Genomic DNA, 22,224 nt, shown 5'->3' with positions numbered 1-22,224 from the left:
CCCCGTGTCGACCAGTCCCGGCCACATGCCGGTGCGCGGCCTCCCGCGCACCTCACCGCCGCACTTGCCGTACCCGCCGTACTCGTCGCGGCCCCCGCGCGACCCGTACCCGCAGCGGGGAGGTGGTCGCGCGTGTGCGGCCTGAGCGGGGAGATGCGCTTCGACGGCGAGCGGCCCGATCTGGCGGCCGTGGAGCGGATGAGCGACCGGCTCGCCCCCCGCGGTCCCGACGGCCGGGGGATCTGGACGCGGGACGCCGTGGCGCTGGGGCACCGCCGTCTGAAGATCATCGATCTCTCGGAGCGCGGGGCCCAGCCCCTGACCGACACCACCGGTGAGGTCACCGGCGTCTTCAACGGTTGCATCTACAACTACCGGGAGCTGCGCGCGGAGCTGGTCGCCCTCGGCCACCGGTTCCGGTCCACCTCCGACACCGAGGTCGTCCTCGCGGCGTACCGGCAGTGGGGGACCGCCTGCGTCGACCGCTTCCTCGGCATGTTCGCGATCGCCCTGGTCGAGCACCGGACCGGCCGACTGATCCTGATCCGCGACCGGCTCGGCATCAAGCCGCTCTACCTGGCGCGGACCGCCGGGCGGCTGCGCTTCGCCTCCTCGCTGCCCGCGCTGCTCGCGGCCGGCGACGTGGACACCTCGCTGGACCCGGCCGCCCTGCACCAGTACCTCAGCTGGCACGCGACCGTGGCCGCGCCCCGCACCGTGCTGGCGGGGGTGCGCAAGCTGCCCCCGGCCACCGTGCGGGTCGTCGAGCCGGACGGCACCCACCGGGACCACCGCTACTGGCAGCCGTCGTACACCCGCCGCCCCGAGCACCTCGGCATGGACGCCGCCGAGTGGCGGGACGCGGTGCTGGACGCGCTGCGCACCGCCGTGCAGCGGCGCATGGTCGCGGACGTCCCGGTCGGCGTCCTGCTGTCCGGCGGGCTGGACTCCAGCCTGATCGTGGCCCTGCTGGCCGACGAGGGGCAGCGGGACCTGGCGACGTTCAGCGTGGGGTTCGAGGCGGAGGGCGGCGACGAGGGCGACGAGTTCTGGTACTCCGACCTGGTGGCCCGGGAGTTCGCCACCGACCACCATCAGCTGCTGATTCCCTCCCGGCACGTGTCGACGGCGCTGGACGGGGCGGTCGCGGCGATGAGCGAGCCCATGATGAGCCACGACGTGGTCGCCTTCCACCTGCTGTCCGAGCAGGTCTCGCGGAACGTCAAGGTCGTCCAGAGCGGGCAGGGCGCCGACGAGGTCTTCGCCGGCTACCACTGGTACCCGCGGCTGGCCGAGGCGGCCCGCGAGGAGGAGCCGGAGCGGTACGCCGAGACCTACTTCGACCGGTCGCACGAGGACCTCGCGGCCGTCCTGCGCCCGGAGATGCTGCCGGCGGAGGACGTCTCCGGCCGGTTCGTGCGGGAGCACATGGCGGTGCCCGGGGCCGAGACGGCGCTCGACGCCGCCCTGCGCCTGGACACCCACGTCATGCTGGCGGACGACCCGGTCAAGCGGGTCGACAACATGACCATGGACTGGGGCCTGGAGGCCCGGGTGCCGTTCCTCGACCACGAACTCGTGGAACTCGCGGCCGCCTGCCCGCCGGAGCTGAAGCTGGCCGACGGCGGCAAGGGCGTCCTGAAGGAGGCCGGCCGCAAACTCGTGCCGCCCGAGGTGGTCGACCGGCCCAAGGGCTACTTCCCCGTCCCGGCGATCACCCATATGGCGGGACCCGTCCTGGACAAGGTGCGCGACGCCCTGAACGCCCCCGAGGCGAAGCGGCGCGGCGTCTTCCAGGACTCCTACGTCGCCGCGCTCCTCGCGGCCCCCGACCGACACCGCACCAGGCGCGGAGCGAACGCGCTGTGGCAAGTGGCTTTGCTGGAGATATGGCTTCAAACCCACGGAATCTGACCGCGGAGGCCGCCGCGGACGGTGCGTCCGGCGTCGGCGCGCCCGGGGCCGGGACGGCCGGTGCCGGACGGTCGTCCCCCGTGTCCCCGGCCGAGCGCCCGGACGGGACCGCCGGCCCGCTGCGGTCGGCCTCCGACGGCCTGACCGCCGCCTTCGCCGCGCCCGCCCGGGTCCCGCTGCCGGACGCCGCCGGGCCCCGCGACGTGCCGACCCGGCTCATCGCGCACGGCTGCTGGTACCCCTCGGCCGACCCGTCCGGCACCCGGCTCGCCTTCATCTGCGACCGGGGCGGTGTGCCGCAGCTGTGGACGGGCCCCGCGGACGGCGAGCCCGTACGACTGCTCGACGACGGTCCGGACCCCGTGCGGGAGGTGTCCTGGTCGCCCGACGGCCGCTGGATCGCCTACACCACGGCGCCCGGCGGCGGTGAGCACACCCGGGTGCTGTGCGTGCGCCCGGACGGCCGCGACCGGCAGATCCTGGCCGGTGCCGAACCGGGCAGCTCCGCCCATCTGGGCTGCTGGGCGCACGACGGATCGGCGGTCACGGTCACCGTCGCGGTCCCCACCGGCCCGCCCGCGCCGCCCGGTGCGGACGCCACCGCCGCCGACGGCCCGTCCGGCACCGGTACCGGCGGCGCACTCGGCCCGTCCGACGGCCGGCTGCCGGACCACTGGCAGGGCCGCGCGGGGGAGACGGAACTGCTCGGCCCTGCCCCGCACACGGACCGCGGCCCGGCCCTGCCGTCGCCCGCCGTCACGGTGGGGACGACCCCGATCGGCGCCCCGGGCGGAATCCTCCACGCCACCGGCTTCGGCGACGGTCTCTCCGCGTACCTGGTCGATCCCGACGGCGTCGCCGCCCCCGTCCTGATCGCCGCCGTGCAGGACGCGGCGACGCTGCGCGTGTGCGACCTCAGCCGCGACGGCACCCTCGCCCTGCTGCGCCGGGGACCGCGCGGCCGCCGCGAGGCGGTCGTGCTGCGCACCGCCGACCATGTGACGACCTGTGTGATGCCGGTCGCCGACGGGGACCCGTGGATCGGCGGCTTCTCCCCCCGGGCGGACGCCCTGCGGCTGCGCAGCAACGCCCACCGGGAGTTCGCGGTGCTGCTCACCGCCGAACTCGGCCCGGAAGGAGAGCCGCTCGGCTGGTCGACCACCGCCGCGCGCGAGGGCAGCGACCTGGAACTGCTGCGGTACACCCGCGACGGCGCCACCGCCGTGCTCGCCTGGAACGTCCGGGGGATGAGCGACGTGGAGATCCTGGACACGGAGACGAATACGGACATGGAGACGGACGGAGACGTAGACGCGAACGCGGACGCCCCGCCGGAAGAGGAGACCGGACCCGCGTCCCGGCACGTCTCCCTGCCCCATGAGGTGGTCACCCGCATCACGGACGCCAACTCCCGTCTGGCGCTGGCCCTCTCGGGGTCCCGTAGGCGCCCCGGCATCTGGTGGCTGCCCGACGGCGCGACCCCGGTCCGCACCCCGTGGTCCTCCCGGGACGAGGACGCCGTTCCGCCCGGCCGTCCACCCGTACGACCGGTCCCGCTGCGCCCCACCGCCCGGGACGGGCTGCCGCTGAACGGCTGGTACTACCGCGCCCCGGGGCGCGCGCCCGGCGAACCGGCGCCCTGCGTCATCCATCTGCACGGTGGCCCCGAGGACCAGGAACGCCCCGTCCTCGACCCGCTGTACCACGAGATCCTCGGCCGGGGACTGGACATCTTCGCGCCCGACGTGCGCGGCTCATCCGGCTACGGCAGGTCGTTCGTGGACGCGGACCTCGGGCGGGGCCGGTTCGCCGCCCTCGACGACGTGGCGGACTGCACCGCCCACGCCGTACTGGCCGGTCCCGCCGACCCGTCCCGGCTCGCGGTGATGGGCCGTTCGTACGGCGGCTACCTCACCTTCGCCTCCCTGGTCTGGCACCCGGACCTGTTCCGCACCGGCGTCGCGGTGTGCGGCATGTCGGACCTGGCGACGTTCTTCGAGGGCACCGAACCCTGGCTCGCCCAGTCGGCGGCCCACAAGTACGGCCATCCCGAACGCGACCGCGAACTGCTGCGGGAGCTGTCGCCGATGTCCCGCATCGACGCGCTGCGGGCACCGGTGTTCGCGGTGCACGGGGAGCACGACACCAATGTGCCGCCCAGGGAGTCGGAGCAGTTCGTACGGGCGGCACGCGAGCGCGGTGTGCCCGCCGAACTCCTCACCCTGCGCGAGGAGGGACACGACTTCCTCCGCGCCGACAACCGCCGGCTCTTCCGCCGTGCCGCCGCCGACTGGCTGCAACGGCACCTCACCGGATGAGGAGTTGGGGAGAGACGGCGTCAACTCACGTCCGGCCGACGCGGATCCCAGGGGCTCATACCCGTTCCCCGGCGCCACGCCTCCAGTTCCACCCCGTCCACGCACACTATGCCGCACTGCCGCGCGTAGTCGAGCGCGGGCGCGGTGAACTCGCTGGTGGTGACGAGCGCGGCGACGTCGGCCTCGTGGATGGTGAAGCAGGTGCCGCCGAAGCGCTGCATGTCCTGCGAGCCCACCTTGTTGGTGTCGCCGTACTGCTTGCACTGGATGACCACGCGCAGCCCCTCCGCCGTGACCGCGAGGACATCCGCGCCCAGATCGCCGGCGCCGCCCACCACCTCGACCTCGCCGCACCCCTCCCGGACGCACAGCTCGGCTATGGCCTGCTCGAACCCGTAGGGGTCCAACTCGGCATACGCGTCATGGGAGTCGAGGAGAATCGTGGGCTCCTCGCCGTCCCCGTCGGGCGCGGCGATCGTGTCCGGCAGCACCGCCGTGGGGAGACATCCCCCGGCGTCCGGTACGGCGGTCTCGACCACCGGTGTGAGGTGGAGGCTGTCGGACGCCGCCTCGGCTCCCGCCTCCAGCGCGCGGGCGGCTCGCCGGGCACACCTCCTGGCGGACAGCCGCCCCCGTCCGGGCCGCCAGAGCAGGACCCCGGAGACGGCGAGCAGGGCCAGGACGGCGGCCCACAGCGGACGTTGCTCGACGACGTGTGCCGCGAGGCGCACCACCAGCGCCAGCAGGCACAGGACGAGCGCGAGCAGGACGAAGAACCAGGTGGTCGTCCGCAGATCGAACCGCCGGTCTCGGCGCACAGGACGCAGCGGGCGCACCGGTATGGTCATCTGGCTCTCTTTCGGGCAGGAAACGAAGATCGAGGACATACGGATGCCCGAGAGCGCCGTCGGTTTCCGCGGCTCTCGGGCTGGTTCAGGCGGCCAGGACCCGGGTCCTGACGGCGGCCGCGCGGCGGTTCGCCCGGTGCCGTTCGAGGAGCGCGTCGGCCGCGGCGAGTGCCTCGTCCACCGTCCGGGTGCCGGTCATCACGCGCAGCGCGCAGGAGGTGTCCTCGAGCTCGCGGCTGGAACGGCCGGTGGGCTGGAGATCATGGCGGAAGCGGGCCTCGGCGAACCGGGCGAGCAGCGCGCGCACTTCCTTCTCGGCGGGCAGCGACACGGCGGAGTCCTTCCTGGCCTGAGGGCGGAGAGGGGGGCCACTTCCCCCCGCATCCCGTCTGCCCCCGCCGTGTCACCGCATGCCACGCTCCCACGACTTTCCGCACGTCATCGCGTCGCGTGGCGTCCCGCCCGCACATCGCCGCCCCGGGCCCGCAGCGGCACGCCCGCCTCGCCGAGCAGACGGTGCACGAAGCCGTACGACCGGCCGTGCGCCTCGGCGATGGCGCGGATCGACCGTCCCTCCCGGTACTCCCCGGCGAAGGCGTCGGCCAGTTCCTGGCGTGCGCCGCCTGTGATCCACTGTCCCTTGTTCACGGTGATCTCCTTCTCGCTGCGTCGAGACGTGATCACCGATTGCCCGCGCCGCCGCGGCCCATGCACCCGGGCCCGGTGGCGGCGACGGGGCGGTTCAGTCGGACGGGTTCAGCTCGGTGTACACCAACTCCACCAGTTCCTCGGCCTCATGCGTGCGGGGATCGCCGCCGACTCTGTAGTAGCCGCCCAGGGTGGCGATCACGTCCGCCTGGGACTCGTCGTACTCGTGGCCGTGGCCGTCCCGTTCCCCGGCGGTCCCGGAGCCGGACGTCCGCCACCACCACACCCGGCTCCTGATCTCGTCCTTCGACAAGCCCCCTTCCAGGGTGATGTCCCGGCCCTGGACCTTCCCCGTGATCCTCGCGGAGTTCGCGTCGGTGGCCATGCGCCATGTCTCCTCTCACCGGAGGGAGCGCGGTCGGTGCCGCGTCCCGGTACCGGCTGCGGATACCCCCGGAAGTGCGTTTTCCACGGTCCCGGCAGGTCGATGGCTTGAACTGGTGAAGGGAGCGGAGCCGTTGACGGACGTCAGCGCGCGGTCCAGCCGCCGTCCAGGGGGATCGAGGCACCGGTCAGGCAGGCGCCGCCTTCGCCGCACAGCCACAGCGCCGCCTCGGCGACCTCCACCGGCTCGATCAGCCGCTTGGCCGTGGGCGCGCGCCTGGTCGGCGATCTGCCTCTCCACCAGAGGCGTGCGGACGTACCCCGGGTTGAGGCAGTTGCTGGTCACCCCGTGCGCGGCGCCCTCCAGGGCGACCACCTTGCTCAGCCCCTCCAGCGCGTGCTTCGCCGTGACGTACGCCGATTTGTAGGCGCTGGCCCGCAGGCCGTGCACCGAGGAGATGTTGACCACCCGGCCCCACGCCCCCGCGTATATATGGGGCAGGGTCCGGCGCAGGATGCGGAACGGCGCCTCCACCATGACCCGTTGGATCAGCGTGAAGCGGTCCGGGGGGAACTCGTGGACGGGCGCGACGTGTTGCAGCCCCGCGTCGTTGACCACGATGTCCGCGTCGTCCGGCAGCGCGTCGACGGCCGCCGCCTCGGAGAGATCGGCCACGACGGCGATGCCGCCGATCGCCCCGTCCACCTCCGTGGCGGCCTCGGCGGCCCGGTCCACCACACAGACCTCGGCACCGGCCGCGGCGAAGCCCTCCGCACAGGGCCGGCCGATCCCGCTGGCCGCACCGGTGGATCACCGGCATATTCGCTCACCCCCGAATGGGCGCCGCCACCATGCGCCGCCTCCTCCTCGGCGCCGGTCACCGCGACGGCGACCGGGTCCGCGCCCACGGGCTGCTTCGTCATCGCCGACTCCGGCTGCTGAACCGAGCCTTCCCCGGCTGATCGAGGGCCGTACCGTACAACCGCGTCAAATTGTCGCGTGTTGCCCGCCGAACGCAACGGCAACATGTCGGCTTCATGGCACGGCTGGTAAAGACCTGGTGCAGGGGTGACGCACGGGACCAAGCTGACGTGTGCATATCCATGCAGCCCGTCCGTCCCCCCAGAAAGCGTCATCGCGCATGCCTTCGCCCTGTCTCCCCGGTACTCCCGACGTACGCGTCCCGCGTGTGGCGAGGAGGTGCCGCACATGGTGCGCTATGTGATGCGCAAGGCGGCCGGCTGGCTGCTGATGATCGTGGTGGCCACCAACGCCACCTATTTTCTGGCCAGTTGGTTCCTGGACCCGCGGTCGAACTTCAAGGAGCTGCGGCCCGTCCGCAGCGAGGCGCAGATCGACCGGGCCCTCGCGCCCTACAACCTGGACCCCCGGGTGCCGTTGGTGCACCGCTGGTGGGACTGGCTGACCTCGGTGGTCCTGCACTTCGACTGGGGCAAGTCCCCGACCGGCGTCTCCGTCAACGGCGAGATGGGCTACCGGGCCCTGGTCAGCGCGGAGTTGGTCGTCATCGCGACCGTGCTGTCCGTGGTGGTCGGTGTCGCGCTCGGCGTCTACACCGCCGCCCGGCAGTACGGCTGGGCCGACCGGGTGTCGCAGGCGGTGTCCATCGTGGTGTTCAACATCCCGACGTCCGTGGCCGCCCTCGCGGTGGTCTTCGTCGCCATCTGGCTCAACCAGCACGCCGGGCTGCACTTCCTCTACGTCGCCGGGGAGAACTCCCCAGGCGTCGAAGGGCTGTTCCCCACCCTCGCCGACCGGCTCCTGCACCTGATCCTGCCGACCCTGACCCTCACCCTGATGGGCTACGTCGGCTACCACCTGACGCAGCGTTCACTGCTGCTCGACACCCTGAACGCCGACTTCGTGCGCACCGCGCAGGCCACCGGGCTCACCCGCGCCCAGGCCATCCGCCGGCACGCCCTGCGGGCCGCGCTCATCCCGACGGCGACCTCCGTGGCGTTCAGCGTCCCGGCCGTCTTCACCGGTGCCGTCATCACGGAGACGATCTTCGGCTGGAACGGCATGGGCCGCTACTTCATCCAGACCATCGGCAAGAACGACGTACACGGCGCGGTCGCGACGGCCGCCTTCGCCGCGGCGCTCACCGCGATCGGCGCGATCCTCGCGGACATCGCGACCGTGTTCCTCGACCCGCGGGTGCGGGTGAGCTGACATGACCCTCGACGTACCCGCCCACCCGCCCGCGGAGCTGAACCCCGAACCGGCCGCCGGCGCGCGCAAGCAGGCCGACCTCGGCCTCGGCCGGCTCTATCTGCGGCGCTTCCTGCGCAACCGCCTTGCCGTCGCCGGAGTGGTCATCCTCGTCCTGCTGGTGCTGTTCGCGGCCTTCGGCGGCCGGCTCACCTCCCACGCGTACACCGACACCGACTTCACCGCGCTCACCCAGCCCCCGAGCGGATCGCACTGGTTCGGCACCAACCAGGGCGGCAACGACATCTACGCCTGCGCCGTGCACGGGCTCCAGCGCTCCCTGACGATCGCGGTGAGCGTGTCGGCCCTGACCATCGTCCTGGCCGCCCTCATCGGTTCCGGCGCCGCCTACTTCGGCGGCCGCGTGGAGCGGGTGACCCTCGGCGTCATCCACTTCCTCCTGATCGTGCCCTCGTTCCTCATCCTCGCCCTGGTCTCCCACCGGCTGGCCGGCGACTGGCGGGTCCTGATCATCGTGCTGACCGTCTTCGGCTGGATGTCCACCGCACGGGTCATCTGGTCCGTCTCGACCTCACTGCGCGAACGGGACTACGTGAAGGCGGCCGAGTTCATGGGCGTCGGACCGCTGCGGATCATCCTGCGCCACATCATCCCCAACCTCGGCTCCCTGCTGATCGTCAATCTGACGCTCGGCGTCGTGGCCACCGTGCTCAGCGAAACCGCCCTCTCGTTCCTGGGCTTCGGCGTCCAGCCCCCGGACGTGTCGCTCGGCACGATGCTCGCGGACGGCGCGAGCACCATCACCAGCGCCCCCTGGCTCTTCGCCTTCCCCGCCGCACTGGTCGTGCTGCTCACCGTCTCGATGACCCTCATCGGCGACGGCCTGCGCGACGCCCTCGACCCCACGTCGGTGACCTCGGCGGGAGGCCGACGATGACCCTCGCGACCCCCCTGCCCACCCCGGCGCCGGCCCTCGGCCCGGACCCCGTCCTGTCCGTACGGGACCTGCGGATCTCCTTCCCCTCCGAGGCGGGCACCGTCGAGGCGGTGCGCGGGGTGGACTTCGACCTGCTGCCCGGCCGGACCCTGTGCATCGTCGGCGAATCCGGCTCGGGCAAGTCCGCCACCGCGATGGGCGTCATGGGGCTGCTGCCGCCCACCGCCCGCCTGCGCGGCCAGGTGCTGCTCGGCGGACAGGACCTGATCGGCCTCGACGACCGGGCCCTGTCGAAGATCCGCGGCAACTCCATCGGCATGGTCTTCCAGGACCCCCTGTCCGCCCTCACCCCGATCTTCTCGGTGGGCAGGCTGCTCTCCGACGCCCTGCGGGTCCACCAGGACCTGACCAAGCGGGACGCCTGGGAACAAGCCGTGGAACTGCTCGACCTCGTGGGCATCCCCGACCCGCGCGGCCGGGCCACCGCCTTCCCGCACGAGTTCTCCGGCGGTATGCGCCAGCGCGTGGTCATCGCCATGGCCATCGCCAACCGGCCGTCCGTGCTCGTGGCCGACGAACCCACCACCGCCCTCGACGTCACCGTGCAGGCCCAGATCCTCGACGTGCTGCGGCTGGCGCAGCGGGAGACCGGCGCCGGACTCGTCCTGATCACCCACGACCTCGGCGTCGTGGCGGGCCACGCCGACGACGTCGCGGTGATGTACGCGGGCCGCTTCGTGGAGCACGCGGGCGTCGGGGAACTCTTCCGCCGGCCGACGATGCCCTACACCGCCCGGCTGCTGGCCGCCGTACCGACCGTGGACGGCGGAAACCGGCGCCCCCTGATCCCGATCGGCGGCGAACCGCCCGCCCTCGTGGACCTCCCCGACGGCTGCCCCTTCGCACCCCGGTGCGCCGTCGCCCTCGACGCGTGCCGCACCGCCGAACCCGCGCTGCGCCATGTCACGGGACACGGGGACGTGGCCTGCCTGCGCGCCGACGAGATCGCCGGCGGCTCCCTGGACCCCGCCGGTGACGCCGCGCCCGCGGGGCCGCCGGTGCCCGCGCGCCCCGCCGGGGCCGGCGAGGTGGTGCTCCGGGTGACGGACCTCGTCAAGACGTTCCCGGTCACCAAGGGCGCCCTCCTCAAGCGCCGGGTCGGCACGCTGCGCGCCGTCAACGGGGTCGGCTTCGAACTGCGCGCCGGCGAGACGCTCGGCCTGGTGGGCGAGTCCGGCAGCGGCAAGACCACGACACTGATGGAGATCCTGCGGCTCACCCGGCCCGAGGGCGGCCGGATCGAGATCGCCGGCGTCGACGTCGGCACGCTCACGTCCGGCGCGCGGACACGCGAGCTGCGGCAGGACGTACAGATCGTCATGCAGGACCCCCTCGGGGCGCTGGACCCCCGGCTGCCCGTCTTCCACCTGCTGGCCGAACCGCTGCGGGCGATCGGCCGCGACCGCGAGTCGATCCGCGCCCGCGTCCGCGAACTGCTCGCCCTGGTGGGCCTCGACGCCTCGGTGGGCGACCGCTTCCCGGCCGCGCTCTCCGGCGGCCAGCGCCAACGGGTCGGCATCGCCCGCGCGCTGGCGACGGAACCGAAGCTGCTCGCGCTCGACGAGCCGCTGTCCGCGCTGGACGTCTCGGTACAGGCCGGGGTGATCAACCTGCTGGCCCGGCTCAAACGGGAACTCGGCCTCGCCTACCTCGTGGTCGCCCACGATCTGGCCGTGATCCGGTACATCTCCGATCGCATCGCCGTGATGTACCTGGGCCACATCGTGGAGACCGGGGACACCGAGACGATCTTCTCCGACCCGAAGCACCCCTACACCCGGGCCCTGCTGTCGGCGATCCCGGTACCCGACCCGGAGCGGGAACGCGCCCGCGAACGCGTCGTACTGGAGGGCGAGCAGCCCAGCGCCGCGCGCCTGCCCGAGGGGTGCGTCTTCGTCGACCGCTGCCCGCTGTACCGGCTCGCCGACGAGGAACTGCGGCACCGCTGCCGTACCGAGCGCCCCGCGACGGTCTCCGCGTCCGGGCCGCCCGGCCACCAGTACGCCTGCCACGGCGTCTGAGCCCCGGCCGCCGCCGTCCCGCGCCGGTCCCACCGATCTCCGCCATCTCCCGATCTTTCGAAGGAACCCTCCGCCATGCGCACCAGACTGGCCCTGCCCGTCGCCCTGATCGCCGCCATCGCCGGCACCGCCACCGCGTGCCAGTCCTCGGGGACGGGCTCGGCCGGCTCGGACGGGAAGGCCGCCCCCAAGGCCGCGTCGTCCGTCGCCGACTACGACCCCACGCCGTACGACCGGATCAAGGACGGCGGCACGTACACCTCGGTCGGCACCTTCGACGACCAGGGCAATCCCTTCAACGTCAATGCCACGCTGACGGCGTCCCGCGTCTGGTCCTGGTACAACGCCGACGCGATCACCTACTCGCCGACCGGCGAAGTGCAGTACAACCCGGACTACTTCAGCGATGTGAAGGTCTCCGTGGCGGGCGGCGACCAGAAGGTCACGCTCACCATCAACCCCAAGGCCGTCTTCAACGACGGCACCCCCATCGACTGGAGGGCGATCGAGGCCACCTGGAAGGCCGACAACGGTTCCGACAAGGCGTACGCCGCCTCCTCCACGGACGGCTACGACCGGATCACCTCGGTCGAGAAGGGCGAGAACGCCAAGCAGGCCGTGATCACCTTCAAGGGCGTCTACCCCTCCTGGTCCAGCCTGTTCACCACCTTCCTGCACCCCAAGGCCGCGACGGTCGGGAACTTCAACAACGCGTACGTCAAGAAGGCGCACCCGGAGTGGGGCGCCGGGCCGTACACGGTCGGCACCTGGGACACCCACTCGGGCGACATCACCTTCGTCCGCAACCCGAAGTGGTGGGGCAAGAAGGGCAAGCTCGACAAGCGCGTCTACGTCAACCTGGAGTCGACCGCGGCCGTCAACGCCTTCAAGAACGGGCAGGTGGACAACGTCTCCGCCGTCAACGCCGAGAGCCTCAAGCAGATCAAGGGGCTCCCGGGCACCGAGATCCGCAGCGGCGGCAGCCCCTTCGAGTACTCGCTCTACCTGAACACCAAGTCGCCCGTCCTCGCCGACCCCGCCGTGCGCAAGGCCATCGAGGAGAGCGTCGACCGCGGCCAGATCGCGAAGATCCAGTTCCAGGGCCTGGACTACAAGGAGCCGCTGCCCGGTTCCGCCATCCTCTACAGCTTCCAGAAGGGCTACCAGGACAACGTCTCGGCAGTGCTCGAATACGCCCCGGACGACGCCAAGAAGGCGCTCGACGCGGCGGGCTGGAAGCCCGGGAGCGACGGCGTACGGGTCAAGGACGGCAAGAAGCTCGAGGTGGGCTACACACTCCTCGGTGACGACCCGCTGGACAAGGCGACCGCGGGCGCCTTCGCGGCGATGCTGAAGCCGGTGGGCATCCGCCTCGACATCAGGAAGGCCGACGAGTCGGACTTCTCCAAGATCCTCAGCGACCGCACATTCGATCTGTTCCTGTCGGGAAACCGCTCGATGGACCCGTTCGGCGCCCGCTACCTGTGCGACTTCTACTGCTCCGACCGCAGCTCCAACCTCACCGGTGCGGGGACACCGGCGCTCGACAAGGAGATCCGCGCCACGACCAGGATCGCCGACCTCGGCGAGCAGGCCGCCGCGGCCAACAAGGCCGAGCGCGACGCGCTGCGGCAGTACGCCTTCCTCCCGCTGTTCAGCGGCCCCTCCACCTACGGCGTCAAGAAGGGCCTCGCCAACGTCGGCGCGACCATCTTCTACAACCCGCTCCCGGAGACGGTGGGCTGGGCGAAGTGAGCACGCGCGGGACGGCGCCGTAGAGCGCCCGGGCCGCTCCGCTCTCCGGCGGAGCGGCCTTTCACGATCCGCTTCTACGATCCACCGCGCTCGCGGGGATCTTCAGCCCCGCCTCGATCGCCACCGGCAGCCGGTTCTCGGCCGGTGGCAGCGGGCAGGTGGCCAGGTCGGTGTAGGCGCACGGCAGGTTCGCCGCGCGGTTGAAGTCCAGGAGGACCGTGCCGTCGGCGGCGGGCGGCCCGACGTTCAGGACCCGGTTGGCCGCGTAGGTGGTCACCCCGGACGTCGCGTCGGTGAACAGCAGCATCAGCCGACCGCCCCCGTGCCCGGGGAAGGCCGTCAGGGACAGCTCACGTCCGTCCAGCGCGAACGCGATCCGGCCCGGAGCGTCGTACACATGCTCAAGGCCCTCGACGGCCGCGCCCACGGTGGTCGGCCGCGGCGCGTCGAAGGGGACGTACCGGCCCGTCACGGCCCAGCGCGGGTCGGGGGAGTAGGCGGGTGTTCCGGCGAAGGCGGCGCGCAGCGGTGCGTCCGGGTGCCGGGGGCGCACGATGTCATGGCCGCCCCGCCTGGCGACCTCGATGACGGCGTCCCCCCAGACCGCGTCGACGCCGCCACGCTCGGCGAGCACCCCGAAACGATGCTCGCCCCGCACCGGCGTGCCCTCGACGACCAACTCGTCCCCCTCGTCCAGGAGTACGACCACCCCGTCCCGGCCGCTGTGCCAGGCGCCGGGCGCGTCGGGGAAGCGCTCCGGCCGCTCGTCCAGCCAGTGCAGGCCGGTGATGGCCAGGAACCCGTGCGGATCGGCGAGCGTGGCCTCGTGGGCGCGGTACCAGCGCTGCCATTCGTCGGCGAAGGCCCGGGGGTCTGCCGTGATGCCCTCAGTGGTCATGAGTCTCTCCTTGGTACCCGCGAACGCGGAGCGTCTGCCATCCGGTCATCCGGTTATCGGGTCGTTTGGTCATCGGGTCGGCCGGTCGTTCATCCGGCCAGTTCGCCGAGGAGGGCCCAGGTACGACGGCGCTGGGCGTCCCCCGCGATCTCGGTGGCGCTGAACACGACCTCGGTCGCGCCGGCGTCGCGGTAGCGCCGTACCTCGGCCGCGACCGCGTGCTCGTCGCCGATCACGGCCAGGTCGACGGCCCGCCGGCCGCCGGAGAGCTCGATCGCCCGGGCGTAGGACGGGATCCGCTCGTAGAACGCGAGGCTCTCGGCCAGCTTCGCGCGCACCGCGTCCACGTCGTCCGTGACCACGCCGGGAACCAGGGCCACGACCCTGGGCGCGGGACGCCCCGCGGCCCGCGCGGCGGCGGTCACGGCCGGGACGATGTGCTCCGCCAGCGCACGCGGCCCCGCCAGGTACGGCAGGATTCCGTCCGCCAGCTCACCGCTGACCCGCAGCGCCTGCGGCCCCATCGCGGCGACCAGCAGGGGAACGCCGTCCTCGGCACCCGCCACCCGCGCCGGGACCGGAGTCGTCGCGGTGAGCAGCTCGCCGTGGAAATCGGCCGTGCCGGTCCGGGTCAACTGCCGCAGCGCGGTGAGGAATTCACGCAGCCGGGCGATGGGCCGCTCGAAGGGCAGTCCGAACCCGGTCTCCGTCAGCAACTTGGTGCCCACGGCCAGACCGAGGTGGTACCGGCCGTGCGTCGCGGCCTGAGCGGTCAGGGCCTGGCTGGAGACGATCAGCGGATGCCGGCCGAAAACGGGAATCGCGGAGGTGCCCACCTGTAGCCCGGGCACCGCCCGCCCCACGATCGCGGCGAGCTGCGGCGAATCCGCGCCGAAGGTCTGCCCGAACCAGGCGGACCGCAGCCCGGCGTCCGCCGCCTCCTTGGCCAGCTGAACGGTGGCGTCGACCTCGTTGGGCGCGCCCTGCGCGTTGAGTGCTACTCCCACAGTCATGCCACTGAAAACGGGCTACCGGCGGACGCGCATTCCGGATCGTGTGTGACAGCTTCTTGTCAGGTGTGTGTACGGGGGCGGCTCCTGCCCGGCCGCCCGGCCGAGTCGATCCTCCCGGACCGGTACGCCCCTACGCTTTCCCTCTCGTAGCCGGGCGGGGCCGACCACGACACGGAGGAGTGACGGACATGCGGGGGATCGACGTGGCGGAACGACGGACCCGGTTCGGCCCACGGCACCGGTCGGCGGTCGCCGCCCGCGCGAAGGGCCCGGTCGAGGTGGCGGGTGACCTCGTCGCGCCGCACAGCACCGACCCGTCCTCCGTGTACCTCGCCGTCTGGGCGCGGACGAACGGCGGTTCGGTGCCGGACGTGGAACGCGCCCGCAGCGCTACGAGGGCACGCAGAAGGTCGCGAGCAGACTGCTGCTTCTGCTCGCCGCCGAGGGCCGCGTGGTGCGGGGCCGGCCGCGCGGCTCCTGGACCTCGCACCAGTGCCGCTGGGCCCCGCTGCCCGACTGGTCACCCGGCGGCCTCGCCGAACTGGACACCCACGAAGCGGAGGAAGAGCTGGCCCGGCGCCGGCTGCGCGCCTACGGTCCGGCCACGGCGGACGACCTGCGGTGGTGGGCAGGGTGGACCACGACACAGGTCAAGCGCGTGCTGACGGCACTCAAGCCCGTCGAGGTCGATCTCGGCGGCGGCACGACGGGCCTGCTCCTGCCCGACGACCTGGAGGAGACCGAGCCGCCGGAGCCGTGGGCCGCGCTCCTGCCGGCGCTCGACTCCACCCCCATGGGCCGGCACGAACGCGACTGGTTCCTCGGCGACCACGGCCCGCGCCTCTTCGACCGGGCCGGGAACATCGGCCCCTCGCTGTGGTGGGACGGCCGCATCGTCGGCGGCTGGGCCCAGGACAGCGGCGGGTGAGATCGTGTGCCGCTTCCTGGAGGACGTCGGCGCGGACGCCGAGGCGGCGGTGCGCGCGGAGGCGGAACGCCTCGCCGCCCCCCTGGGCGACGTCAGACCGAGCGCCCGCACGCGGGGCGTACGTGGCTGGAGGACGAGCTGGCGGGGTGACACCAGGGAGCCGAGAGCGCGGTGGGGCCTCGCGCCGCCGGCCCCGGCTGGAATTGCCCGGGAAACCCTTCGGGGCGAGGACATGCCGATGTATCGTGATCGGCGCCCCTGACCTGCAGAAAGCAGGCGGGGAGCCGTCTTCCAGGAGTCCAAAGTGCTGCGAACCATGTTCAAGTCCAAGATCTAGCGTTTGGGTGTTTCCGCAGGTCAGAGCCCTGATCGCGGCCTCCAGGTCAGCAAAAGGTCAGCATCGGGCCGGGTGGTGTCCGGCTTGCTGACCTGCACTCGTGGCAAGGGCCTGCTGTGCCGCCCGGCGCCCTGCTCGGAAGGCTTGATACGTGGCTCGACAGCTCGCTCGTGGGATGGGGTCGTTCTTCAAGGAGTGCGGTTGTTCCAGGCCGACCCGTTGCTCGCACCCATACACGATTCGGTTCAGGGACGCTCTCGGTAGGCAGCGTGAAGAGGCGGGTTTCGGCACGCAGGACGACGCGATCGAGCGCCTTACGCAGATCTATGCGGAGAAAAAGAAAACGGCGCCGTCCGTTGCCGAGGCCCGCCGGGAACTCGGTCACCAGACGGTCGCGGAATACGCGAAGCAGTGGCGGCCCCGGCAGCGGAGGATGACCGAGTACTCCACGGGCTGGCACGTCGACAGCTCCATCAACGTGCACATCATCCCCCGTCTCGGATCAAGGAAGCTGAACTCGGTCACGCCGATCGTGGTCGAGCGTTTCCTGGATGAGTTGGAGACCGACGGGGTCGGGCGCGGAAACCAGGTGAACATATTCCGTGTCCTCAAGGCCATCCTGCGGGATGCCTATGGCAAGGGTGCCATGGCAGACGACCCTCTGAAGGGGGTCCAGGAGCCGGAGTACGTTCGGGAGAAGGTGGTCATTCCCTCCCTCGACTATGTGAAGAGAGCGCTGACTGTCGCGGATCACATCCTCGCCCTCGAGATCGTCATGATGGTGGGTTGCGGCCTGCGAAACGGGGAAGCCCGCGCGGTGAACATCAACAATGTCGTGGCGGACGACGTCTACCGGGTTCACGAGCAGATCCACTCGAACACGCACAAGCCGGCGAAGCTGAAGCACCGCAAGGCGGGGGAGTTCCGAGAGGTTCCTCTGCCGCGCTCGGTGCGAGAAGCGATGGAGCGCTACGAGGAGAAGCATGGCACCACGAAGGACGGCTACCTCCTGCGTGGTCCCAGCGGCTACTACACCGAGCCGATGGAACGCCGACGTGTGCAGAAGCTCTTCAAGGCACTCCCCGCGCAGGACGGTGCGGGCATGTACAGCTTCCGGCACTATTTCGCCTCGAACGCGCTCGGGAACGGGATACCGATCACCGACGTGGCGGAATGGATGGGCCACAAGTCCATCGAGGAGACGTATCGGACCTACCGGCATTTGATGCCCGGGAGCATCACGAAGGCGGCGCGTATCCTGGACGCCGGCCTCTGGGAAGCAGCCTGATTCCGCCGGCTCCTCGGGACAGCAGGTTCTTCGTCTGCTGGTGGCACACAGCTCCGATGCAGTTTGACCAGCGAAAACAGCGCCGATCGTCACAAGCTGCGGACGGCTGTCCGGGTATGGTCCGGATCTTGGTTCGAAGGTGCGTGGTGATGAGCGCTCTCGCATGTCGCGCTTGTACGACGATGACGGCCTCGGCACTGGTTCGAGAGGCGACGACGGGCCGCAGAAGACTGTCCTGATCGGGCTGCACCAAGGCTGGATCTGGCGCTGGCGGAGGACAGCGGCGATTTCTTCGGCCCGGCCCTACAACCCTGGCGCTGTCCTCGCAGGGACGCGACGACACTGCGTTGAGAATTCGTCCCGTGGGGGCTCGTTGGCCGAGGTGGCGCGGCGGTGGGTTGATCAGTGCCTACCAGTGCCTCCCGATCCTGTGACGCTCCCGGGTCATGGTCGCAGAATCACGGTTCGATGGGGCGGCTCCGGCGCATTATGGCTGTGAGTGCGCTTCCACTGCTTTTCGCCATTCGTCGGCAGAGCTTTGCTTGGCGCGACCGGGGAGTTTGCGCAGGTGAGAGACGCCAGGTCACGCGCCGCGTTAGGGCTGGCAGAAAAGAGCCATGATGAACCGCTTGGGAACTGAGAAGGGCGTTCGCCCAGCTGAGCTGCCTCAGGCTCGCTGCTCCGTGATTGGCCTGACGGTGTGGCCCCTCCTGGCCTGATGGCGACTCGACCGTGGCGTAGCGCCGTGATGACCCATCAGTTGCTGTCAGTGCCCACTGCTACACCCTTTTGTTGGGATGAGCCGCGCTCCGCGGCCCACCGACGGGAGGGGGAAACATGTCCAAGGTGCCGAACGGGTTCCACCGGGTACGCGGACACATCCGCCGTAATCCGAAGCCCAGGAGCGCCAAGCGCATGAGCGGTTGGATGATCGCCGGCTTACTGGCTGGCGTGTGGCTGTGGGGGCAGGTGTTCGGGTTCAGTGAGTCGATCGCCACCACATCGCCGGCGGATCCGAAGCCGGCGGCCAGCGCGACGGCCGACCGCTGATGGGACGGATTCGTCTGCGACGTCCTCGCGGTGCCGCGGAACTGGTCGCAGCGGCTGTCGTCGCCCTGGCTGTGCTCGTCCTGGTGGCGCGGACGGCGGCCACAGCGGTCGGCGCGCTGAAGGCGGCTTGGCCTGCCCTGCTGGCTCTCGCCCTGCTCACGGGGGCAGGCGCGGCGTGGCGGATCAGGCAGGCGAACACGATGCGGCGTCGGGAGAGGGAGCGGCTGGCCACTCTGCGGATCACGCTCGCGGAGTTCGACGCCATGGGCGACCGTCGCTTCGAGTACGCCCTGCGGGATCTGCTGGTCCGCGACGGCTGGCCGGCCCGCAGAGTGGGTGGCGGCGGCGACCAGGCCGCGGACGTCATCGGTGACCATCCGCAGCGCGGCCGGATCGTGGTGCAGGCCAAGCACACCCGCGTCGGCGGGAAGGTGGGCTCAGCTGTGATGTACGCGGTGAAGGGGACGGCCGGGCCGGTCCACAGAGGCGATCACGCTGTCGTCGTCACCAACGGAGCCTTCACCCGCGATGCCATGGCGTGGGGCGACCGGCACGGCGTCCACTGGATCGACCGGGAGAAGCTACGGCGCTGGGCCGAGGACGGTGCCGCTCTGCACGAGCTCCTCGGATTGTCTGCGCGCTCCCGCCCGAGCCGATTCAGGCGTGCGGCATGACTGGCAAAGATCGTGATCGCTGCCCAAGACGTCTGGAGGTGTGGTGTTCGATGAGGACGGGTCGCTCGACCCGCTGCTGAAGTTCCTGCTGTATGCGGTCATCGCCCTGGCCGTCGGCAAGATACTCTGGGAGTGGCTCACTGAGGACGTCGGCCAGTGGATCACCGTAGATTTGTGGGGGCTGATAGTCGATCACCCGTGGTGGACCGGGCTCTTCGTGGTCGGCGGACTGCCCATGCTGCTCCTGCTCGGCAGAATCCTGTCGTTCCTGTTCGGCGCCAACACCTACGCCAACGCGGACGACACGTTCGCGGCTCCCTCTGGCGATGCGATCGAAGCGGACGCGCTGACCTTCAAGATGAAGCAGCTTTCGTCGATGAGCGCGACGGGTTTCGAGCAGGCGTGCACTGATCTCCTGGCCCGTGACGGATTCCGGCGTCCGAAGCGGGTCGGGGGCGCCGGTGACCTCGGCGTGGACATCACTGCCCGCGATGACGAAGACCGCCTCCTGATCGTGCAGTGCAAGCAGTATCAGAGCCCAGTCGGGTCAGGCCACGTGCAGAAGTTCAACGGGACAGCCCGCCCGCACCACGGAGCCGACCTCCCGATCATGATCGCGCTCAACGGCTTCACGCAGCCGGCGATCGACTTCGCCCAGCATCACCAGCTCATCCTCATGGGCCGCCCGGAATTGAAACGATGGGCCCACGGCGAGCATCTCTACGACGTCCTCGGCATCCAAAGCACGACACACTGACGCCAGCGCACACGCAGCAGGGTCAGTCCCGGGAGACTCCCGCCTATCCGTCGGCGGTCCCTTCTCGGGATCAGTCCGGAAGGCCCTACCCAATGGGCCCGCGTCGGGATCGGCTTGCCCGCTACCCGGCTTGCAGCGTACGAGCGCTTTGATCAAACGGGCATGCTACGGAGCCACAGGGCCGCCGGTGTCAAACGCCCTTCAGGGCTCCTTCGCGCTCAGTAGGATCACCGGCAGAGTGGGGCGGGAGGCGCACGGGGTGGGGAGCAACGGTATGGCAGCGGGGGGCTGGCGACCGTCGGCGGAGCGTGCGCGGCAGCGCCGGTCGGCCGTTGTGCGCAGGCGTGTGCACGAGAAGGCGCTGGTCGAGGTGCGCGGCTGTCTGCGGGACTGGGACGACGGCCGTGACGCGGCCCGTGAGGCCAAGGCCGTGACCGAGACGATCATCGCGCCCGAGTACGAGGGTCGGGTGCTCATCGAGTTGTTGCAGAACGCGCACGACGCGCACCCGGCCAGAGCCACCGACGGACGCATTGAGATCCGGTTGGACGAGGACGAGGGTGAGCACGGCACCCTTTATGTGGCCAATTGCGGTAAGCCGTTCGGCGGCAAGAACTTCAAGGACCTGTGCAGCATCGCCCTTTCCAGCAAGCGTGCCGACGCCGGGATCGGCCACAAGGGCGTCGGTTTCAAGAGCGTGCTGCACCTGTGCGACGCGCCCGAGGTCTACAGCGTGGCCAGGGAGGGGTCCCGGCTCCTCGACGGGTTCACCTTCCGGTTCGCCCGGCTCGACGACTACGACGCGCTCGCCCGGGAGGTGGCGCCCGAACGCGAGGGTTTCGCCGACTACTTGAAGGAGAACCTGCTCACGCTGAAGGTGCCGGTCTTCCTGGAGGAGCCGCCGAAGACCGTCCAAGGCTTCGCGCGCCGGGGCTTTGTCACCGTCATCCGTCTGCCGCTGAAGTCGGCCGACGCGCGCTCGGCCGCCAGGGCGCAGGTGCGGGAACTCATGGACGACAAGGCCCCGTTCGAGCTGTTCCTCGACCGGCTGGAACGTGTCCGGCTGGAGTGGCGGGCCGCGGGGGAGACCCGGCGCAGGACGTACGACCGTCAGGTGGAGGTGCTGCACCACGCCCGTGGCCTGAAGGTGCAGCAGATCACCTTGCGTCGGCGGATGCGTCTGATCGTCGTCTGCGGGAAGGCCGACCCGGACCGCGCCCGGGAGGCGCTCGCCGCGTCGATCGAGAAGAGCGGGATGCGACGCGACTGGATGGCCTGGGAGAAGAAGGCCGAGGTACGCGTCGCCGTACCGGTCGCCGATCCCCTACGGGACGGGCGGCTCTACGCCTTCCTGCCGATGGGCGAGCAGATCCCGGCACCCGTCCGCGGCTATGTCCACGCTCCGTTCTTCGCGGAGATGAACCGTCGTTCGTTCAACGAGGCGGTGCCGTGGAACGGCCTGCTGCTCGACACAGTGGCTGAGGTGTGCGCCCGCGCGGTGCTCGCAGCGGCGGACAGGCGGGCACCGATTCCGCCCGGCACGCTCGTCGACCTGATGTGCTGGCAGCCCAAGGCACTGGCACGGCTGACGTCTGCCTTCCAACGGCTAGACAATGGCATCGCCCACGTGCCGTTCATCCCGGTGATCGGAACGACACCAGGGGCTCGCACCTCCCTGCACCGTGCCCTTCTGTGGGAAGGGAAGGACGGCTCCTCGATCTTCACCCCGCACGCCGTCGCCGCCACGGGGGTTATGGATCTCCTCGATCCGCGTCTGCACCCCATTCGGTTGCGGCGGCTGGCGTCCCTGGCCAGGAGCACGGGCACGCGCCTCGAACCCCCCACAGAGCGCCTCGCGACCTGGGCGGAAGGGCTCGCCGGGGCCGCCGTACGTGACACCTTTGATCCCGGATGGTGGGCGGACTTCTACTACGACCTCTCCCAGGCGTTCCCCGACGGCTCGGCCCTGACCGGCAAGCGGATCGTCATTACTTCCAGGGCGACGACGGCACCGGCCGGCGCGGATGGCGTCTTCTTCGACCGCGACACTCCGCAGGGCGGCTCCCTGCCGACCCTGCCCGACGGCCTGTCCGACCGCCTGCACTTCGTGCACGAGGGCATCGCCTGGTCCGGCAAGGGCCGCAAGCGTTAGAGCCCAGGGCCGCAAGTGGCTCAGGACCGCGAACCTCGTCCACGACTA

Annotated in this window: 18 protein-coding genes and 1 pseudogene; 12 read left to right on the top strand and 7 right to left on the bottom strand. The window is 71.0% G+C overall.

Annotated features, from left to right (window positions below):
• The first annotated feature begins 132 nt into the window (after nt 1-132).
• Together GHR20_RS04030 and GHR20_RS04025 are read left to right on the top strand one after the other, a co-directional pair.
• The gene (locus GHR20_RS04030; RefSeq protein ID WP_148025506.1) at nt 133-1,914 is read left to right on the top strand and encodes an N-acetylglutaminylglutamine amidotransferase; all 1,782 of its coding nucleotides are present in this window, start codon (nt 133-135) and stop codon (nt 1,912-1,914) included.
• On the top strand, nt 1,890-4,232 hold the full coding sequence (locus GHR20_RS04025) for a prolyl oligopeptidase family serine peptidase (RefSeq protein ID WP_153812247.1): 2,343 nt from the start codon (nt 1,890-1,892) through the stop codon (nt 4,230-4,232). Before GHR20_RS04030 ends, GHR20_RS04025 begins: the two co-directional genes overlap by 25 nt.
• 20 nt (nt 4,233-4,252) lie before the next feature.
• Here the strand turns inward: GHR20_RS04025 and GHR20_RS04020 are convergent, their stop codons facing one another.
• From GHR20_RS04020 to GHR20_RS04000, 5 genes and pseudogenes are all read right to left on the bottom strand, one after another.
• Nucleotides 4,253-5,080, bottom strand: a complete 828-nt coding sequence (locus GHR20_RS04020) for a restriction endonuclease (RefSeq protein WP_194858802.1) — start codon at nt 5,078-5,080, stop codon at nt 4,253-4,255.
• A gap of 85 nt (nt 5,081-5,165) precedes the next feature.
• Nucleotides 5,166-5,411, bottom strand: a complete 246-nt coding sequence (locus tag GHR20_RS04015; protein WP_153812246.1) for a DUF5133 domain-containing protein — start codon at nt 5,409-5,411, stop codon at nt 5,166-5,168.
• A gap of 107 nt (nt 5,412-5,518) precedes the next feature.
• The gene (locus tag GHR20_RS04010) at nt 5,519-5,761 is read right to left on the bottom strand and encodes a helix-turn-helix domain-containing protein (RefSeq protein WP_275549806.1); all 243 of its coding nucleotides are present in this window, start codon (nt 5,759-5,761) and stop codon (nt 5,519-5,521) included.
• A 61-nt stretch (nt 5,762-5,822) separates the two neighbouring features.
• The gene (locus GHR20_RS04005; RefSeq protein WP_111584943.1) at nt 5,823-6,113 is read right to left on the bottom strand and encodes a hypothetical protein; all 291 of its coding nucleotides are present in this window, start codon (nt 6,111-6,113) and stop codon (nt 5,823-5,825) included.
• Between the two features lie 143 nt (nt 6,114-6,256).
• Nucleotides 6,257-6,902, bottom strand: a pseudogene (locus GHR20_RS04000) (SDR family oxidoreductase).
• 420 nt (nt 6,903-7,322) lie between these two features.
• Here GHR20_RS04000 and GHR20_RS03995 point away from each other — a divergent pair.
• The 4 genes from GHR20_RS03995 to GHR20_RS03980 all read left to right on the top strand — a co-directional run bounded on the left by GHR20_RS03995 (nt 7,323) and on the right by GHR20_RS03980 (nt 13,079).
• Nucleotides 7,323-8,306 (top strand): ABC transporter permease, encoded by a 984-nt coding sequence (locus GHR20_RS03995; RefSeq protein WP_153812244.1) that lies wholly within the window; start codon nt 7,323-7,325, stop codon nt 8,304-8,306.
• A gap of 1 nt (nt 8,307) precedes the next feature.
• A complete protein-coding gene (locus tag GHR20_RS03990; protein ID WP_243877923.1) occupies nt 8,308-9,243 on the top strand; it encodes an ABC transporter permease in 936 nt (311 codons plus the stop codon).
• Nucleotides 9,240-11,324, top strand: a complete 2,085-nt coding sequence (locus GHR20_RS03985; RefSeq protein ID WP_153812243.1) for an ABC transporter ATP-binding protein — start codon at nt 9,240-9,242, stop codon at nt 11,322-11,324. Before GHR20_RS03990 ends, GHR20_RS03985 begins: the two co-directional genes overlap by 4 nt.
• Before the next feature lie 75 nt (nt 11,325-11,399).
• Nucleotides 11,400-13,079, top strand: a complete 1,680-nt coding sequence (locus GHR20_RS03980; RefSeq protein WP_194858801.1) for an ABC transporter family substrate-binding protein — start codon at nt 11,400-11,402, stop codon at nt 13,077-13,079.
• 61 nt (nt 13,080-13,140) lie between these two features.
• Here GHR20_RS03980 and GHR20_RS03975 read toward each other — a convergent pair whose 3' ends face one another.
• The gene (locus tag GHR20_RS03975) at nt 13,141-13,977 is read right to left on the bottom strand and encodes a DUF1684 domain-containing protein (protein ID WP_153812242.1); all 837 of its coding nucleotides are present in this window, start codon (nt 13,975-13,977) and stop codon (nt 13,141-13,143) included.
• An 89-nt stretch (nt 13,978-14,066) separates the two neighbouring features.
• Nucleotides 14,067-14,990 carry a TIGR03564 family F420-dependent LLM class oxidoreductase gene (locus GHR20_RS03970; protein ID WP_153812241.1) on the bottom strand — a complete coding sequence of 308 codons (924 nt, stop codon included), beginning with the start codon at nt 14,988-14,990 and terminating at the stop codon, nt 14,067-14,069.
• Nucleotides 14,991-15,327: 337 nt separating this feature from the next.
• Between GHR20_RS03970 and GHR20_RS03965 the strand changes: the two genes are divergently transcribed.
• The 6 genes from GHR20_RS03965 (at nt 15,328) to GHR20_RS03940 (ending at nt 22,176) form a co-directional block, all read left to right on the top strand.
• Complete coding sequence (locus GHR20_RS03965) at nt 15,328-15,918, top strand: crosslink repair DNA glycosylase YcaQ family protein (RefSeq protein ID WP_243878286.1); 591 nt, start codon at nt 15,328-15,330, stop codon at nt 15,916-15,918.
• Nucleotides 15,919-16,406: 488 nt separating this feature from the next.
• The gene (locus GHR20_RS03960) at nt 16,407-17,543 is read left to right on the top strand and encodes a site-specific integrase (protein ID WP_243877922.1); all 1,137 of its coding nucleotides are present in this window, start codon (nt 16,407-16,409) and stop codon (nt 17,541-17,543) included.
• 837 nt (nt 17,544-18,380) lie between these two features.
• Nucleotides 18,381-18,593 (top strand): hypothetical protein, encoded by a 213-nt coding sequence (locus GHR20_RS03955; protein WP_153812240.1) that lies wholly within the window; start codon nt 18,381-18,383, stop codon nt 18,591-18,593.
• Nucleotides 18,593-19,267, top strand: a complete 675-nt coding sequence (locus GHR20_RS03950) for a restriction endonuclease (protein WP_153812239.1) — start codon at nt 18,593-18,595, stop codon at nt 19,265-19,267. The genes GHR20_RS03955 and GHR20_RS03950 overlap by 1 nt, the downstream gene beginning before the upstream one ends.
• A 43-nt stretch (nt 19,268-19,310) precedes the next feature.
• Nucleotides 19,311-20,024, top strand: a complete 714-nt coding sequence (locus GHR20_RS03945) for a restriction endonuclease (RefSeq protein ID WP_153812238.1) — start codon at nt 19,311-19,313, stop codon at nt 20,022-20,024.
• A 334-nt stretch (nt 20,025-20,358) separates the two neighbouring features.
• A complete protein-coding gene (locus tag GHR20_RS03940) occupies nt 20,359-22,176 on the top strand; it encodes an ATP-binding protein (protein WP_194858800.1) in 1,818 nt (605 codons plus the stop codon).
• Nucleotides 22,177-22,224 lie beyond the last annotated feature (48 nt).

The organism is Streptomyces sp. SUK 48, from assembly GCF_009650765.1.
Classification (GTDB): Bacteria; Actinomycetota; Actinomycetes; order Streptomycetales; family Streptomycetaceae; genus Streptomyces.
Note: the sequence above shows the minus strand (reverse complement) of the source record. Positions and strands in the feature narration are given on the sequence as shown.

What these genes read in the sequence shown, in the direction of transcription:
- GHR20_RS04025 (WP_153812247.1), top strand. Translation starts at nt 1,890, where the DNA reads ATGGCTTCAAACCCACGGAATCTGACCGCGGAGGCCGCCGCGGACGGT.
- GHR20_RS04020 (WP_194858802.1), bottom strand. Translation starts at nt 5,080, where the DNA reads ATGACCATACCGGTGCGCCCGCTGCGTCCTGTGCGCCGAGACCGGCGG.
- GHR20_RS04005 (WP_111584943.1), bottom strand. Translation starts at nt 6,113, where the DNA reads ATGGCCACCGACGCGAACTCCGCGAGGATCACGGGGAAGGTCCAGGGC.
- GHR20_RS03995 (WP_153812244.1), top strand. Translation starts at nt 7,323, where the DNA reads ATGGTGCGCTATGTGATGCGCAAGGCGGCCGGCTGGCTGCTGATGATC.
- GHR20_RS03990 (WP_243877923.1), top strand. Translation starts at nt 8,308, where the DNA reads ATGACCCTCGACGTACCCGCCCACCCGCCCGCGGAGCTGAACCCCGAA.
- GHR20_RS03985 (WP_153812243.1), top strand. Translation starts at nt 9,240, where the DNA reads ATGACCCTCGCGACCCCCCTGCCCACCCCGGCGCCGGCCCTCGGCCCG.
- GHR20_RS03980 (WP_194858801.1), top strand. Translation starts at nt 11,400, where the DNA reads ATGCGCACCAGACTGGCCCTGCCCGTCGCCCTGATCGCCGCCATCGCC.
- GHR20_RS03975 (WP_153812242.1), bottom strand. Translation starts at nt 13,977, where the DNA reads ATGACCACTGAGGGCATCACGGCAGACCCCCGGGCCTTCGCCGACGAA.
- GHR20_RS03970 (WP_153812241.1), bottom strand. Translation starts at nt 14,990, where the DNA reads ATGACTGTGGGAGTAGCACTCAACGCGCAGGGCGCGCCCAACGAGGTC.
- GHR20_RS03955 (WP_153812240.1), top strand. Translation starts at nt 18,381, where the DNA reads ATGTCCAAGGTGCCGAACGGGTTCCACCGGGTACGCGGACACATCCGC.
- GHR20_RS03950 (WP_153812239.1), top strand. Translation starts at nt 18,593, where the DNA reads ATGGGACGGATTCGTCTGCGACGTCCTCGCGGTGCCGCGGAACTGGTC.